The sequence below is a fragment of the Hyphomonas sp. genome, assembly GCF_041398465.1.
Taxonomy (GTDB): Bacteria; Pseudomonadota; Alphaproteobacteria; order Caulobacterales; family Hyphomonadaceae; genus Hyphomonas.
In genome coordinates, this window is the sequence record NZ_JAWKUS010000006.1 from 1 (window position 1) to 15,814 (window position 15,814).

Genomic DNA, 15,814 nt, shown 5'->3' on the forward strand with positions numbered 1-15,814 from the left:
GATCCGTCCGGACAGTCCCGCCAGAAACACGACCACGCCGCCCGACGCGACAATCGCCAGCGCGGTCCCAAGGTCCGGTTGCAGGAAGACCAGCGCGGCCGGGATCAGGATGATCACCGCCGCGCCGATATGGATCAAGAAGCGGGAGCCGTTCACGCCAAGCATGCCATGATAATACCGCGCGAGCGCGAGTATCACCGCAAGCTTGGCAAACTCGGATGGCTGGACGCCGATCGGCCCGATCCTGATCCAGCGCTGGGCACCACCGCCGGAAAAGCCGAAAAATTCCACCGCCAGCAGCAGCAATATCGTGCCCGCATAGGCAAACCAGGACAGGTTCATCCACCAGGATAGCGGCAGCATCGCCAGCACGATCATGATGCCAAAACAAATGACGAAACGGATCAGCTGCAGCTTCCACAAGTGCTGCTCTGCCGGGTTTGTATATGTTGATGAATACAGCATTGCGATGCCGATCAGCGCCATAGCAACGATCAACAGGATGAAGCCCCAGGGCAGCCGTGCAAGTTTGCCGAGAAGGCCGGACGAGGTGTCGTCGAAATTGAGCGAGCGGGCGGTACGCGTGCGCGCTTCCCCCCGGCTGTAACCGCTGAAGCTGCCGTCACGGCTCATGTCGGCGTGCCCTCGTCATTGGAAGGCTTGATGGATGCGCTTTTCGTCCATGCCGGTTTGCGGCCGCTGTTCGTCCGAATGGCATGAGCCAGAATATCACGCGCCACCGGCCCGGCGGTTCGCGAGCCACCCTCGCCATGCTCCACAATAACAGAGATGGCATATTTCGGATTGTCGGCGGGCGCGTAGGCAACGAACAGCGCATGGTCACGCAGCTCGCGCTGGATATCCTCGCCCTTGCGAATGCCCGACGCCCGTTCAGCGGCGGTGATCCGGCGCACCTGCGCTGTGCCGGTCTTGCCTGCCAGACGCGGGCCGCCGAGGCCCAGATCGCCTGAGCTGTACGCGGTGCCGCCCCATTCAGACGTCACGCCATACATGCCGGATTTCATCAGCTTCATGATTTCGGCATCGAGATGTGCGTCGAGCACGTGTTCGTCCGGATCTTTGGGGCCAAGGCCGATCAGGTTCGGTTTGAGGGCATGCCCCTCCGTCGCGATGCGCGCGGTCATCAGGGCAAGCTGAAGCGGCGTCACGCCCAGCTGACCCTGCCCGATGCCGAAGTTCAGCGTTTCGCCTTCATACCATGGCTCTTTGCGGACCCGCTGTTTCCATTCCGGATCCGGGACAAGCCCGCTGCGCGCGCCGGTCATGCCCAGCGTCCAGGCTTCGCCGAAACCGAACTTGCGGGCGGTGTCAGCAATCGCCTGCGCGCCTGCGCGGCGGGCCACCTCATAAAAGTAGACGTCGCAGGAACCCTTGATACCGCCGTGCAGGTCGACGGTGCCGTGACCGCCCTTCTTCCAGCAGTGCCAGGTCCGGTTTCCGAAATGGTAGTAACCGTTGCAATGCACCTTGTCGGTCGGCTTGATCGCGCCGGTCTCCAGCGCTGCCGTGGCAACAACCATCTTGAAGGTGGAGCCCGGCGGATACACACCGCCATGAGCCCGTGGATAGAGCGGCGCCCGGGAATCGTCCCGCAGTTCGGCGTAGTCCTTGCTCGAAATACCGTTCACGAAATCATTGGGATCGAATGCCGGCGTTGAGACCATGGCGAGAATGTCGCCGCTTTCGATCTCGACCACGACCGCTGCACCGCTTTCGCCCTCGAAGCGCTCGATCGCCACCCGCTGCAGGTCCATGTCGATCGTGATGAACAGGTCCTTGCCTGCTTCCGGCGCAAGGCGTTCATCCGGGATCTGATCGATCACGCGGCCCGCTGCATTGGTGACGAGTTTCTTGAACCCGGGTTTGCCGCGCAGCCATTCCTCGGCGAACCGTTCCATGCCTTGCCGGCCTGTCCGCATATCCGGATGGCGGAACATGCGTTCGATCGTTGTGGCTTCGTCAGACGTCTTGCCGTCCGTCAGCCGCTCCAGATCGTCCTGGCTGGCCCGGGCGACGTAACCAAGCACGTGGGCGAAGTCCCGCCCGCGTGGATAGGACCGTGTCAGCGCCATCTCGACCTGAACGCCCGGAAGTTCCACCGCATGCACATTCATGCGAGCGAAGTCTTCATAGGACAGCTCGTTTGCAACAATGACCGGAAGGAATGCCGCCCGGCGCAGGCGTGCGCGGCGGATGTCTTCCATGACGCGCTCAACCCGTCCTTCCCCTAGATCAATCAGCTGGCCGATGCTGGCGATCGTGGCCGCAGGGTCCTTGAGCTGTTCCGGAATGACCGTGACACGTCCGGCGCGCCGGTGCGATGCGAGCGGTTTGCCGAAACGGTCGAGGATTCGTCCCCGCTGTGGCGGCGCGAGTTCCAGCTTGATATGGTTCTCGTTCGCCAGTTTGTCATACTTCTTGCCTTCCAGGATCTGCAGCTGGAACAAGCGCGCCACAAGACCGGCCCAGACGACACCGCCACCAACACCTGCCATGAGCATGCGGCGGGAAAACTCCTGGTCGGGATGGAAGGTCTTGCTCATGCTGCCTGCCCCGCAGCTTCTCCTGGCCTGCGGCCCAGGTCGAACACTTTGTGGATCAGCGCATACAGCAGCCCGGTGGTCAGCATCGCCGCGAACAGCGGCAGGATCCGCACCGGATGGTCTTCGAGAGTCGAGGCCATGATCCAGAGCAGCAGGAATGCGCCGGTAAACAGGAGCACGGTCGCTACAATCGCAATCAGCGGCTCATTGGTGATATCGAACTGCGCCGCGATGGCGGTGCTGGCCGCATAGGTCATCAGATTGACGACCTCGAAACTGCCCATCGGCGCGTGGAAAATGACGTCCTGAATGCCGCCGAAGACGATCAGGATGATCATGGGACGGATCGAAAGCCCTACCCTGCCCCAGCCGACCGCACCCCACAACGCAGCATGCGGCCACGCGAATGACAGTCCGAAAATATCGTTCCGGGTCAGGCCGAACAGGCCGACAGTGGCGATCAGGAAGGATCCGAAAATCAGCCGGGGTGTGGGGCCCGACTTGGCCCAAAGGCTCTGCCTCCGCCGGGTCAGGAAGGAGCCCGACATCAGCGGCGCGCCCCCTGCGTGGGGCTGGCAGCACCATCGGGGGCTACCAGTTCACCAGCTGAGATCGGCCGCTCCACAGTTGGTGGAGGGATCAGCTGGACATAACCAGACGAACCTTCGCTCATCGCATATTTCACGCGCCAGTCATTGCCCGATTGGTGCACCTCGCCAACGACCAGGCCGCGCGGATAGGCACCGCCCTCAGCCGATGTCAGGATGCGCTCGCCCTCGATGAAGTCACTTCGCTCCGGCAGATCTGTCAGCGTACCTGAACTCGTCGACCCGCCCTGCATGATCGCGTGCACACCGGAGACCTCACCGATTACCGGGACGCGGCTGTTGAAGTCCGTCACCAGCAGAATGCGGGACGACCGCTCTCCCAACTGGATCACCCGGCCGACCAGCCCGCCTTCGTTCATTGCGATAGAACCCGGTTCCACGCCCTGCGACCGGCCGGCATTTGCCAGCAGCGTCTGCGCAAACGGCCCTTCGCTTTCGGAGGTGACGCGCGCCGTCACACCCCGCACAGGCGGTTCGCCCATCAGGTTGAGGATGCCTTCATAGGCTTCCAGGCGCTCAGCCATGGAAATGGCGGCAGCCTTGTAACGGGAAAGGTCCCGCACCTGCGCTTCCAGCTCGCGAATGCGCTGTTCCTGCGCCGCACGCCCTGTCAGGCGCGCCCACAGGCCGATCTGTTCGCCGCCGCCCAAGCGGTCGCCGACTGAGGCACGGACGGGATTGAAAAACTGGCGGATTTGCGGAGCAGATTGCGCAACGATCAGGGCCGCAAAGCCAAAAATGAGCACACCAAGGACGAGGCGCTTGGGAGAGCGCCGGACGCCTTTCTGAGCTGACCGGCCTGAACGAGCCATGTGGCGGTCCTCTGGTGTTTCCTGATTATACCGCCCTTAGACCTCCGGAGAGAGGACGTTTCGCATCTTGGAGAAATTCCCTTCCAGCACATGGCCACAGCCATTGACTCCGCCGGGTCAGGAAGGAGCCCGACATCAGCGGCGCGCCCCCTGCGTGGGGCTGGCAGCTCCATCGGGCCCCGCCAGGTCACCAGTTGAAACCGGCCGCTCCACGGTCGGCGGCGGGATCAGCTGCACATAACCGGACGAACCTTCGCTCATCGCATATTTCACGCGCCAGTCATTGCCGGATTGATGCACCTCGCCAACAACCAGGCCACGCGGGTAGGCACCGCCCTCGGCCGATGTCAGGATGCGCTCGCCCTCGATGAAATCACTTCGCTCCGGCAGATCTGTCAGCATACCGGAACTCGTCGACCCGCCCTGCATGATCGCGTGCACGCCGGAAACTTCGCCGATCACCGGGACGCGGCTATTGAAGTCCGTCACCAGCAGGATGCGGGACGACCGCTCGCCCAGCTGGATCACCCGGCCGACCAGCCCGCCTTCGTTCATTGCGATAGAACCCGGTTCCACGCCCTGCGACCGGCCGGCATTTGCCAGCAGCGTCTGCGCGAACGGCCCTTCGCTTTCGGAGGTGACGCGCGCCGTGACACCCCGCGCCGGGGGCTCGCCCATCAGGTTCAGGATTTCCTCGTACGCTTCCAGCCGGTCAGCCATGGAGATGGCGGCCGCCTTGTAGCGGGAGAGATCCCGCACCTCTGCTTCGAGTTCGCGGATACGCTGTTCCTGGGCGGCACGGCCCGTTAGCCGGGCCCAGATGCCGATCTGTTCCCCACCGCCCAAACGGTCACCGACCGAGGCGCGGACAGGGTTGAAAAAATGACTGATTTGCGGGGCTGACTGCGCGATGATGAGCGCTGCGAACCCAAAAATGAGCACACCAAGAACGAGGCGCTTGGGAGAGCGCCGGACGCCTTTCTGAGCTGACCGGCCCGAACGTGCCATATGGCGGGTCCTCTGGTGTTTCCCTGATTATACCGTCCCTAGACCTCCGGAGAGAGGACGTTTCGCATCTTGGAGAAATTCTCCAGCACATGGCCACAGCCATTGACCACGCAGCGAAGCGGATCGTCCGCGATCATCACCGGCAGCTGGGCCTGCTCGCGGATCACGGCGTCGAGATTGCGGAGCAGCGCGCCGCCACCTGTCAGCACAATACCACGATCGACAATATCCGCTGCCAGTTCCGGCGGCATGGCTTCGAGTGCGATCTTCACGGCGTCGATGATGTCGTTGACCGGCTCGGACAACGCATCGGCGATCATCGCCTCGTTGATTTCTGTTTCCTTCGGAACGCCGTCCAACGTGCCCCGGCCGCGCACAGTCAGTGACATGCCCGTGCCGTTTTCCGGCGGCTGGGCCGTGCCGATTTCCTTCTTGATCCGCTCGGCCGACATTTCGCCGATCAGGATCTTCTGCTCGCGGCGAAGATAGTTGACGATGGCCTGGTCCATCTTGTCGCCGCCCACACGCACGGAACGCGAATAGACGATACCGCCCAGCGACAGCACAGCAACCTCGGACGTACCACCACCGATATCGACCACCATGGAGCCGGCCGGATCGTCGATCGGCAGGCCGGCACCGATGGCCGCAGCCATCGGCTCTTCGATCAGGTGCACTTCACGGGCACCGGCGGCCAGCGCCGACTGGTGGATGGCGCGGCGCTCAACGCTGGTCGCGGAGCTGGGCACGCAAATGATGATGAGCGGAGACACGAACGCCCGGCGGTTATGAACCTTCCGGATGAAGTGCTTGATCATTTCCTCGGCGACTTCGAAATCGGCGATCACGCCATCGCGCATCGGGCGGATGGCTTCCATGTTCACCGGCGTCTTGCCGAGCATGTTCTTGGCTTGCTCGCCGACCGCGTAGACGATCTTGCGGCCACCTTGCGTCATGTAGGCAACGACGGAGGGCTCATCGAGCTTGACCCCCTGCCCCTTCACATAGACCAGCGTATTTGCCGTGCCGAGGTCGATGGCCATGTCCGTAGACAGCATGCCGAGGAGGCTACCAATCATGTCTTACCGCGCTCTTTTCCTGAGCGGCCAGGCGACAAATCCCGGCGCGCATGTGTAATTCTCTACACAGCCCCATAACCCCATTGCCGTTAACGTGGCTTTAATGCAAGGGACGGCGCGCAGATAAACGGAACGCTCCGTTCTGATACTTGATTCCCGTTGCTTTTATTGAAGATTCGCGACGCCCCTGCAGAAGGCATCGGAACGAAATCGAACGGCGCGTACACCAATGGTAAACAAGGCGTTAGCGCACCTTAATCTTCCGCCTCATTCGGCCGGGATGACTTGCCAGCTATCGGGATCGAATTCGCGCATGATTGCCGCATATTCGGTCGTCTTACCGGACCAATTGTTGGTCACCTTCCCGCCCTCGGTCTTGTACCAGCTGGCGCAATCGCCTGCCCAGACCGTCTTGCCGAGATCCGCCTGCAGCTTCGCATTGTAAGCCTTCATGGCTTCCGGCTTCACGTCCAGCGCCGCCACATTCTCAGCGGCGATCCGGTCAATGGCCTGGAGCACATATTCCAGCTGGCGCTCCACCATCAGGATGATGGAATTGTGCCCGAGATTGGTGTTCGGGCCGTAGAGCAGGAAGAAGTTCGGGAAACCGGAAACAGCGACGCCCTTGTAAGCCTCGGCACCATCCTTCCAGACCTCGTTCAGGGACGCCCCTGCCCGGCCGTGCACTTGCATCGGAGTAAGGAATTCTGTCGACTGGAAGCCGGTTGCATAGATGATGACATCGCAGGCGTGCTCCACACCGTCATCGCCAATGACGCCCCGGGGCGTGATTTCCTTCACCCCCTGACGGATCACTTCGACATTCGGCTGGATCAGTGCCGGATAGAAGTCATCGGAGATGAGGATGCGCTTGCAGCCCGGTTCGAAGTCCGGCGTCAGCAAGGCCCGCATTTCCGGATCCTTCACCTGGTCTTCGAGATGCTTGAGGCACATCTTCTTCATGGACTTCGCCATGCCGTTCTCACCCTGGTGAAAAGCGGAGAAGCCAAAGTCGGCGAACGCGCGGATGCGCCAGCGATACCAATCGATCCGCCACCGCTGCCGATCGAAAGCGCGTTTGTCAGCCTCTGTGTACTTGCGCTGGCCGCGCGGACGGCACCAGGCGGGAGACCTCTGAAAGCTGATCAGCTTACCGACCTGTTTCTGGATCTCCGGCACGAACTGAACCGCGCTCGGCCCGTTGCCGATCACGCAGACCGTCTTGTCTGTCAGGTCTACCGAATGATCCCAGCGGGCTGAATGGAAGGACGGGCCTTCGAAACTGTCCTTGCCCTTAAAATCCGGAATGGAGGGAATGTTCAGCTGGCCAAGGCCGGAGATCAGCACATCTGCCGTATGGGTCGTTCCATCCGCTTTTGTCAGCGTCCAGATCCTGCTGGCCTCATCATAGCTGCAATCTGTGATCTCTGAATTGAAGTGGCAGTGCGGCCGCACGCCGAACTTGTCTGCGAAGTCCTCGAAATACTGAAGGATCTGCGGCTGCAGAGACCATTTGTAATCCCAGTCCGGGTTGAGGTCGAAGGAGTAAGAGTAGAGATGGCTCGGCACATCACAGCCGCAGCCCGGATAGGTATTGTCGCGCCAGGTGCCGCCAACGCCATCTGATTTTTCAAAAAGGTCGATATTTGAGTATCCGGCCTCTTTCAGCTTAGCGACAGCAGCGAGCCCGCTCATGCCTGCACCGAGCACAGCGACACGCAGAGACTTCCCATCCTTTCCCGTGTGCATTCCCTTTTCCTCCACTTGGTCGACTTTTCATCGATAGTGGCACGAGGCGATGGACGGTCAACACGTCTCGCAGGGGGAAGAGACCATCAGTTCTGGGGGATCACGCGATAAAACCGGCCAGAGGATCCATCCTCAGGCAGCGGCTCGACAGGCTGCAGCCAATCCGGCACCTCGCCTGCCGTCAGTCGTGCGAGGAATCCATCCGGCCGTATCTTCTGGAAAGTTTCATTCTCTCCAGCATTCGGACAGAAGAGGACATAGTCGACCTGGTTCTCGGCCAGCAGCGCAGGCACCTGGTCGGGCGGCAAGCCGAAGGCCTCAAGGCTGGCGGCGATACCTGCGATGTCGCGGTGATAGTTCGCATACATCACTGAATGCGGCGTCGTTTCCAACAGCACGGATCCGATATTCGAGTCCGACAGGATCATCCCCGGAGGTGCAGAGTCCACCGCGGCGCGCGTTGCACCCGACAGGCAGGATCGTTCCCCGCCGATGTTCAATGCAGGCGACGGCAGGACGAGCATCACCGGCAATGCCCAAAGTGCCGGACTGGAAAGTGCGAGCGGAAGAAGATAGCCAGCGCGCTGTCCACCTTCCCTGCGGCCCGCATCGAAGGCATCCCGCGCCCAGACCGCACAGGGAATGATCGCCAGCAGGCTGCCGAACACGTAGAACCGGACCTGGTACAGCATGAGGATGAGTCCCAGCGACAGGAGCAAGGTGAACATCATATCCCTGCGGATGTCGCGCCGGCGGAAAAGTCCAAACACAGACAAGCCGAGAGCGACCAGGCTTGGCCCCATGGCATAGGCAACAAACGGCCAGCGCCCTCCTCGCTGCGCGAACATCGGACGGGCCTCTGTAATGCTGCCGAGCCAGATCTCGCGCATGTCCACAGTCAGAACATCAAGAGGATTTCCAAGACATTGCGGCCCCTGGATCAGGAACGCCAGACCACAAGCGATGCCGATTGCGCCAAGCCCGGCAAAGCGGATGACCCGGTTATATCCGGACAGGAGCGCTGCACATAAGGCAAGGCCCACCCCACCCGTTGCGAGCGCGAGCAAGGATATCAAGGACAAGGCATCACAATAGACCCGTCCCCAGGCAGCCTGGGGGACCATCCCGAAGAAACAGACAGCGATGGCGCCGGCAAGCACAGCCCCGAAAGTCATCGTACCCCCGCGAATCTTGGCGCCACGCCAGGCCCAGTCGACCGCGTGGAAGGCGCAAAGAACGGCGACGAATGGATAGAGTTCAGCCCCGACCGCTACGGACAGAGCCAGCATCACGCCACTCAGCGCCATGTTCCTCCGGCTCACCTGCCCGTCGAGCGATGCCCCGACCGCGACAGCGAGAAAGCCGATCTGAAGATTGTGATGGTCGATCGCACCCGCCTGGAAGCGGAAATGTCCGAAGAGGACAAAAAGGGCGACAATGAAGGTAAAAATCAGCAGCTTATCGTCACCGATATTCCGAACGGCCAGTGCCAGCCCCGCCAAAACTATCAGTATACTGATTGGTGGCCAGGCGGTAATGGCCCAGGCGAGCGCTGTGTCCTGCGGCAGGAAAACGTCGAACACTCCTGTCAGCATGATGATCGGAATATCGGGTATGCGGGACCAGTGCATCAGGGTGCCCCCGTTTGGTCCTAGTCTGTACTGATGCAAATCGAACCAGCCCTGTCCTCCAAGAAGGTCGCGAATCTGCACAAGACGCACCGCATCGTCCCCGTCCGGCCCAGGCTGACCCAACTGCCCCCGCATGAAACTCATCGCGACAACGCTCAGGAAGATCACGCCAGCGAGCCCCAACGCCCAAAGTCGCGCAACACCAAATTTGGAGCGTGTGATTGCCCTATCCATCCTGACCCGCCTCAGTTTGAAGCGGTAACCATAGGCTGCACGGGTATAGGAAAGCCTAAAGCCCCCGACCTTGTGGCAGATTGAAACTTTTCCGGGCGTTGTCCTGTGGAATACGGGACAGGCCAGTTAAGACTGTTGCTGCATACCCCGAAGGTCACCCTTAATGGCCTCACCTGGCGACATTTCCCTGAACCGCAGCAAATGCGGCGGATCGGCGAATAAACAAGCAGTTAACCGGCCACTGCAATTCTCATTTCGGCGTGAACTATAACTTATCTGAGTTGTGATTATGTGGCCGCATGACCAGTGCGGCGACCCGTTTTACGTTCCTTGACTTGATCCTCTTCGGTTCTCCGAAGATCGACGAGAGTGTGCGCGGACCGATAAACCTGCACATGCTGAGCCGGTTCCAGAAATACAAGATCCCGATCAGTGTCGTGACGCTGATCAATGCGACGATCCTGTTGGCCATGTTTTCGGCGGACTCCGCCAACGGTTTCTGTCTGATCGCATTCGTCTGGTGGGTGCCAATCGCCTTCTATTCCGGCTTCGTGTTCTGGAGCGGCCTTCGTCCGCTGGACCTCAGCACCGGACGCATGCCATCCGGCCGGTTCGTGAAGCGGGCCGAAATTGGCTCATTCGTGCTCGGTCTGTGGTGGACCGGCCTGATGCTGACGCCAGTGGCCCAGACCGAAGCGCAGCAGTTGACCATGATCGGCGTGGCCATGGGCATGTGCTGTGGCGTGGTTGGCTTTACCGCCCCAATGGTTGGCGTCGCGGCCCGTTACATGACCGCCGCGACGGTTGTACAGCTCCTGGCCTTGCTACAACACCATTCGGCAACCGCCATGACGGCGACCCTGTTCGGTCTTGCCCTGTCGATTGCCTTGCTCGTCAGCTCCCGGAACTTCTTCCAGTCAACGCTCGAACTGGTTGAATCCCGGACTGAAACCGAACGCGCGCACGACCTGCTGAAGCAATCGCTTGAAACGTCGCGACATGGATTTGCGATTTTCACCGAAACGGGTGAGCATCTGGTGGCGAACACCTACCACCAGAACTATTTCCCGGACTTCACTCCGACGGCGGCCGATCTCGGCACGAAGGAAATCTCGGTCAAGGGCAGCGACTGGTTCATCCGGTCGGTCACGCAGTCCGCGAACCGGAACTTCATCGTCACGCATACGAACATCAACCTGCAGAAAGAAACCCAGCGTTCGCTGCTGGCAGCGCAAGAAACGATCAACGATGCGCTGGCGGCCCGTTCGCGCTTCATCTCTCGCGCTTCGACCGACCTTGCAGGCCCGCTGAAATACATCATGACGCTTGCCTCGGCGATGTCGTCCGGTTCGCGCATTGAGTTCTCGCGCGAGGAAATCCGCGGCCACTGCGACAGCATCGACAAGGTTGCCCGCGACCTGCTCGATCTCGTGCGCGACATCGAAGAATACGCCGAAGGTGAAGCTGGCGGTACGTTCTCGAACGAAGCACCGGAAGACCTGCGCGAACTGCTTTCGCCGGAACAGCTCTGGTCCGCCGCAACCTGGGAGAAGTCGGCCTTCGACCGGATCAAGGTTTCGATCCCGCAAGACCTCGATGTGGTCATGATCGACGGACCGCGCTTCACCTCGACTGTCGTGAAACTGCTGAAACGCGCCTCCATGGTTTCGATCGACCCGATCGTGCTGACCTGCACACCGGACGAAGAAGGCCGCATTCATGTGACCATCGTCGACCGTGGCCGGCCGCTGAGCCCAGCCGAAGTCGCCGACTTCTTCGAGCCCTATGGCGACGAAACCCGCCCAGGTACGGACCAGTATGTGACGCGCGGTCTCGAGCTGGCGCTGATCAAGAAATACCTGAACAGCCAGGGCGCCGAAATCGCCGTACGGCCGCTGAACAAGATCGGGAATGCCATCACGATCACGTTGCCCACATCGTCCATCGTGGGGAATGCTGCCGGCCGCCGCGCCGGAACACACCCCGAGACCGAATCAGCGCCGGTTCGCCGGACCGTAAACGGCTGATTTTCCGCTTCGCTGAAGTGAATTCCCTGCCATACCTGCCCGGCGGCAGCATTCGTCTTGCATCGGCAGCCCAATGGGCTAGTCCTGTTGGCTGATGCTGTTGTGAGTAGTTCAGATGAAACCGGGCGGAAAGCGGATCGCCATTCTCGGCGCAGGTCCAGCTGGCCTGACGATCGCTCGACTCCTGATGGAGCAGAGCGAGCACTCCGTCACCCTATTCGAGAAATCCCACCGGGTGGGCGGCAAGTCTCTGAGCGTGCGCCAGGGCGAGGACCTGATTGAGTTCGGCACCTGCTACACGATCATGTCCCACCGGCGCGTCATGGAGTGGATGCGCGAGTACGGCATCACCATCCAGCAGATCGTACCCCACAAAATCGACGGCATTCCGGCGCGTGATTTCTTCAATTCCGGACCGGGCGCTCCGCTCGCTGTTCAGGGCATCTCGTATGTGATGGCCCGCCGGAAGCTCCTGAAAGCGCTGGAATCCGATTCGCCAGCCCAGAAACTTCTTGAAGAAGCCGCGACACCGACAGTCGATTGGCTGCGCGCGCGGAAGCTTGGCAAGATCGAGAAGATGATGATGCGTACGGTCACCGGCATGGGGTACGGCGACCTGAAGACAGTGCCGATCGTCCATGCCATGCGCTGGGTGGACATGGATCTCATCCTGTCCGGTACGCTCAACAAGATCTATATGCCGGTGGAAGGCTGGGGTGAGTTCTGGGAACGTCTTTCGAAGGATATGGACGTGCGGCTCGAAACGCATGTCCGCCACATCGACAGGTCCGGAGACCGGCACATGATCGTGCTGGATGATGGAACCGAAGAAAAGTTTGACGCCGTTATCTGCGCCATGCCGGTCGACCGGTTCTCTGCCCTGCTGGAACCGACCGAATCGGAGCGCGTCGTCGGCGATGCGATTCATTGGGGTGGCTATGCGACGACGCTGATCTCGTCCGAAGACTGGTTCCAGGAGCAAATCGAATATTACAGCGAAACCTGCCTGCCAGGTGTGGAGCCCGGCCTGCTGATGTCCGCCCGGCGCGAAGGCTATGATGCCGGCCTCGGTGGCCATCTCTACATCGCGAACCAGCTACCCGGCGACTATACCGGGCCGGAATTGATCGAGATCCTGCGTGAGGAAGTGATGAAACGTGGCGGAACCATCAATACCGTCATCCAGCAGGAACTCTGGGAATACTTTGCTGAATACGACCCGGACGCAATCCGAAAGGGCCTGATCGCGCGGATGCGCCAGATGCAGGGAGAGCGGCAGACCTGGTACACCGGCTCCACCTTCTCCCATGAATCCGTCGCCAATATCTGCATCCACAACGAAGCCCTCGTGCCGCAAATGCTGAAGGCTTTGGGCTAGGCCTTGGGGGCAAGTGGGTGTGCGGGAGAGGCGCTCGCTTTCGCTTCGCGCATTCACATCCTCAAATCGATCCTTGATCGATTTATGCGCCGCAGGCTCACCGTATGTGAATGGTGGGCGGTAACGGGCTCGAACCGCTGACCCTCTCGGTGTAAACGAGATGCTCTACCAACTGAGCTAACCGCCCTATCCGGCGCGTTCATGCCGGGCCTCGGGACAAAAAGCAAGACGGCCGCTCCACAAGAAGCGGCCGCCTCGTATTTTTCGTTTCAGGCGCTAGTGCGCACGGGGCTGATCACCCGTTCCGCTGCCCTGCCCGGACAGCGATGCATGCAGCGCGGCCTCATCGGCTTCCGACCATTCGATCGGCGTCAGCGGCCGGGTCAGTGCAATCTCCAGCACCTCGTTGATGTCGGAGACCGGCACGATCTTCAGGCCCGTCTTCACATTCTCCGGAATCTCGTCGAGATCCTTCTCGTTCTCCTCCGGAATGAGGACTGTCTTGATGCCGCCGCGGAGGGCTGCGAGCAGCTTCTCCTTGAGGCCACCGATCGGCAGGACCTTGCCGCGCAGAGAGACCTCACCGGTCATCGCCACTTCGCGGTCGACCGGGTTGCCGGTCAGCAGCGAGACGATAGCCGTGGTCATGGCGATACCGGCGGACGGGCCGTCTTTCGGTGTGGCGCCATCCGGCACGTGGACGTGGATATCCGTCGTGTTGAAGACCGTCGGCTTGATGCCCAGCATCACCGACCGGGACCGGACGAGCGAGTTTGCCGCCTGGATCGATTCCTTCATCACATCACGCAGGTTACCGGTGACCTTCATGTTCCCGCGGCCGGGCATCTTGACCGCCTCGATGGTGAGGAGATCGCCGCCCGTCTCGGTCCAGGCAAGGCCGGTAACGGCGCCCACCTGATCGGTCTCGTCAGCAAGGCCGTAACGGAACTTCCGCACGCCCGCGAACTCGCCGAGATTTTCCGGCGTCACGGTCAGCGTTGCGCCATCGCCCTGCTCTGCCAGCTTGCGCACTGCCTTGCGGGCAAGGCGCGCAATCTCGCGCTTCAGGCTACGGACACCGGCTTCGCGGGAATAGTATCGGATGAGGTCGCGGATGGCCTGGTCGGTAACGACGAACTCGTCCTCGCCAAGACCGTGATCCTCACGCACCTGAGGGATCAGGTGGCGCTTGGTGATTTCCAGTTTCTCATCTTCCGTATACCCAGCGATGCGGATGATCTCCATACGGTCCAGCAAGGGCTGGGGCATGTTGAGCGAGTTCGCCGTCGTCACGAACATCACATCGGAGAGGTCATAGTCGACTTCCATGTAATGGTCGTTGAACGTCGAGTTCTGCTCCGGATCGAGCACTTCCAGCAGGGCCGAGGCCGGATCGCCGCGATGGTCCATGCCCATCTTGTCGATTTCGTCCAGAAGGAAGAGCGGGTTGCCCGACTTCACCTTCTTCAGCGACTGGATAATGCGTCCCGGCATCGAGCCGATATAGGTCCGGCGGTGGCCGCGGATCTCGCTCTCGTCACGCACGCCGCCCAGCGACACGCGCACAAAATCGCGGCCCGTGGCTTCGGCGATGGACCGGCCAAGCGATGTCTTACCGACACCCGGAGGACCGACAAGGCAGAGGATCGGTCCCTTCATCTTGCCGGTGCGTTTCTGCACGGCGAGATATTCGAGGATCCGCTCTTTCACCTTTTCGAGACCGTAGTGGTCGTCGTCCAGCTGATGCTCGGCTTTGACGAGGTCCGTTTCGATGTCCTTGCGCGTGCCCCATGGTAGGGCCAGCAGCCAGTCGAGATAGTTCCGCACAACGGTGGATTCCGCCGACATCGGCGACATCTGCCGCAGCTTCTTCATCTCGGCGTCGGCCTTGTTGCGGGCCTCTTCGGACAGCGGCGTTTCCTTGATGCGGGTTTCCAGTTCGGCCAGCTCGTCGCGCTCGCCGCCTTCACCCTGCTCACCCAGCTCGCGCTGGATCGCCTTCATCTGTTCATTGAGATAGTACTCGCGCTGGGTCTTCTCCATCTGCCGCTTGACGCGGTTTTTGATCTTCCGCTCCATCTGCAGCATGCCCATCTCGCTCTCCATGAGCGCGAAGACCTTTTCGAGGCGTTCCTTCACGTCCGTAAGTTCGAGCAGTTCCTGCTTGTCGGAGAGTTTGACCGAGAGGTTCGACGCCACCGAGTCGGCCAGACGGCCGGCATCGGTCATCGCCGCAATCGTGCCGACCGATTCCGGCGGGATCTTGCGGTTCAGCTTCACGTAGTTCTCGAACTGCTCCTGCACGGCCCGCATCAGGGCCTGCACGTCGGAATTGTCCGTTTCGGGCTCGTCCAGAATTTCGACTTCGGCTTCGAAATAGTCGCCGCGGTCGATCAGCTCGGCAACGCGCGCACGCGTCTTGCCTTCAACGAGCACTTTCACGGTGCCGTCGGGCAGCTTCAGCAGCTGGAGGATGGTGGCGATCGTGCCGGTTTCGTGCACGTCATCGGAGCCGGGATCGTCGATCGCGGCGTCGAGCTGGGCCACCAGCATGATTTCATTGTCCGCTTCCTCGATCATTTCGAGGGCGCGCACCGACTTGTCGCGGCCCACGAAGAGCGGGGCGACCATGTCGGGGAACACAACGATGTCCCGAAGCGGCAACACCGGAAGGTTCTTGGTCTTTGGCATGTAACTGCCTCCTTCGTTTTATGGCCCCGCCTG

At 61.0% G+C, this 15,814-nt stretch carries 11 protein-coding genes and 1 tRNA gene; 2 read left to right on the forward strand and 10 right to left on the reverse strand.

The annotated features are described in order from the left end of the window. The 8 genes from R3C98_RS16620 to R3C98_RS16655 form a co-directional block, all read right to left on the reverse strand. A partial coding sequence (locus tag R3C98_RS16620) for an FtsW/RodA/SpoVE family cell cycle protein (protein ID WP_371315195.1) occupies positions 1-633 on the reverse strand: 633 nt, incomplete at its 3' end. Beyond that, positions 630-2,564 (reverse strand): penicillin-binding protein 2, encoded by a 1,935-nt coding sequence (gene mrdA / locus R3C98_RS16625; protein WP_371315196.1) that lies wholly within the window; start codon positions 2,562-2,564, stop codon positions 630-632. The genes R3C98_RS16620 and mrdA, both read right to left, overlap by 4 nt. Further along, on the reverse strand, positions 2,561-3,112 hold the full coding sequence (locus R3C98_RS16630) for a hypothetical protein (RefSeq protein WP_371315197.1): 552 nt from the start codon (positions 3,110-3,112) through the stop codon (positions 2,561-2,563). Before R3C98_RS16630 ends, mrdA begins: the two co-directional genes overlap by 4 nt. Continuing rightward, positions 3,112-3,984 (reverse strand): rod shape-determining protein MreC, encoded by an 873-nt coding sequence (gene mreC, locus R3C98_RS16635; protein WP_371315198.1) that lies wholly within the window; start codon positions 3,982-3,984, stop codon positions 3,112-3,114. Before mreC (R3C98_RS16635) ends, R3C98_RS16630 begins: the two co-directional genes overlap by 1 nt. A 135-nt stretch (positions 3,985-4,119) precedes the next feature. Then, the gene (gene mreC / locus R3C98_RS16640) at positions 4,120-4,992 is read right to left on the reverse strand and encodes a rod shape-determining protein MreC (RefSeq protein WP_371315199.1); all 873 of its coding nucleotides are present in this window, start codon (positions 4,990-4,992) and stop codon (positions 4,120-4,122) included. A 38-nt stretch (positions 4,993-5,030) separates the two neighbouring features. Continuing rightward, entirely contained in the window at positions 5,031-6,071 is a 1,041-nt protein-coding gene (locus R3C98_RS16645) for a rod shape-determining protein (protein ID WP_034763228.1), read from the reverse strand. A 267-nt stretch (positions 6,072-6,338) separates the two neighbouring features. Next, positions 6,339-7,820, reverse strand: coding sequence for a flavin-containing monooxygenase (locus R3C98_RS16650; RefSeq protein ID WP_371315200.1), 1,482 nt, complete (start codon positions 7,818-7,820; stop codon positions 6,339-6,341). An 86-nt stretch (positions 7,821-7,906) separates the two neighbouring features. Next, the gene (locus R3C98_RS16655) at positions 7,907-9,685 is read right to left on the reverse strand and encodes a hypothetical protein (RefSeq protein WP_371315201.1); all 1,779 of its coding nucleotides are present in this window, start codon (positions 9,683-9,685) and stop codon (positions 7,907-7,909) included. 299 nt (positions 9,686-9,984) lie between these two features. On the opposite strand from R3C98_RS16655, the gene R3C98_RS16660 reads away from it, so the two are divergent. Together R3C98_RS16660 and R3C98_RS16665 are read left to right on the forward strand one after the other, a co-directional pair. Continuing rightward, positions 9,985-11,712 (forward strand): sensor histidine kinase, encoded by a 1,728-nt coding sequence (locus R3C98_RS16660; RefSeq protein WP_371315202.1) that lies wholly within the window; start codon positions 9,985-9,987, stop codon positions 11,710-11,712. Between the two features lie 115 nt (positions 11,713-11,827). Beyond that, a complete protein-coding gene (locus tag R3C98_RS16665) occupies positions 11,828-13,090 on the forward strand; it encodes an FAD-dependent oxidoreductase (RefSeq protein ID WP_371315203.1) in 1,263 nt (420 codons plus the stop codon). 111 nt (positions 13,091-13,201) lie between these two features. Here R3C98_RS16665 and R3C98_RS16670 read toward each other — a convergent pair. Together R3C98_RS16670 and lon are read right to left on the reverse strand one after the other, a co-directional pair. Beyond that, positions 13,202-13,277, reverse strand: a tRNA-Val gene (locus tag R3C98_RS16670). A gap of 89 nt (positions 13,278-13,366) precedes the next feature. After that, positions 13,367-15,781 (reverse strand): endopeptidase La, encoded by a 2,415-nt coding sequence (lon, locus tag R3C98_RS16675; RefSeq protein WP_371315204.1) that lies wholly within the window; start codon positions 15,779-15,781, stop codon positions 13,367-13,369. Positions 15,782-15,814 lie beyond the last annotated feature (33 nt).

What these genes read in the sequence shown, in the direction of transcription:
- R3C98_RS16665 (WP_371315203.1), top strand. Translation starts at nt 11,828, where the DNA reads ATGAAACCGGGCGGAAAGCGGATCGCCATTCTCGGCGCAGGTCCAGCT.
- mrdA (WP_371315196.1), bottom strand. Translation starts at nt 2,564, where the DNA reads ATGAGCAAGACCTTCCATCCCGACCAGGAGTTTTCCCGCCGCATGCTC.
- R3C98_RS16645 (WP_034763228.1), bottom strand. Translation starts at nt 6,071, where the DNA reads ATGATTGGTAGCCTCCTCGGCATGCTGTCTACGGACATGGCCATCGAC.
- R3C98_RS16660 (WP_371315202.1), top strand. Translation starts at nt 9,985, where the DNA reads ATGACCAGTGCGGCGACCCGTTTTACGTTCCTTGACTTGATCCTCTTC.
- mreC (WP_371315198.1), bottom strand. Translation starts at nt 3,984, where the DNA reads ATGGCTCGTTCAGGCCGGTCAGCTCAGAAAGGCGTCCGGCGCTCTCCC.
- R3C98_RS16630 (WP_371315197.1), bottom strand. Translation starts at nt 3,112, where the DNA reads ATGTCGGGCTCCTTCCTGACCCGGCGGAGGCAGAGCCTTTGGGCCAAG.
- lon (WP_371315204.1), bottom strand. Translation starts at nt 15,781, where the DNA reads ATGCCAAAGACCAAGAACCTTCCGGTGTTGCCGCTTCGGGACATCGTT.
- mreC (WP_371315199.1), bottom strand. Translation starts at nt 4,992, where the DNA reads ATGGCACGTTCGGGCCGGTCAGCTCAGAAAGGCGTCCGGCGCTCTCCC.
- R3C98_RS16650 (WP_371315200.1), bottom strand. Translation starts at nt 7,820, where the DNA reads ATGCACACGGGAAAGGATGGGAAGTCTCTGCGTGTCGCTGTGCTCGGT.
- R3C98_RS16655 (WP_371315201.1), bottom strand. Translation starts at nt 9,685, where the DNA reads ATGGATAGGGCAATCACACGCTCCAAATTTGGTGTTGCGCGACTTTGG.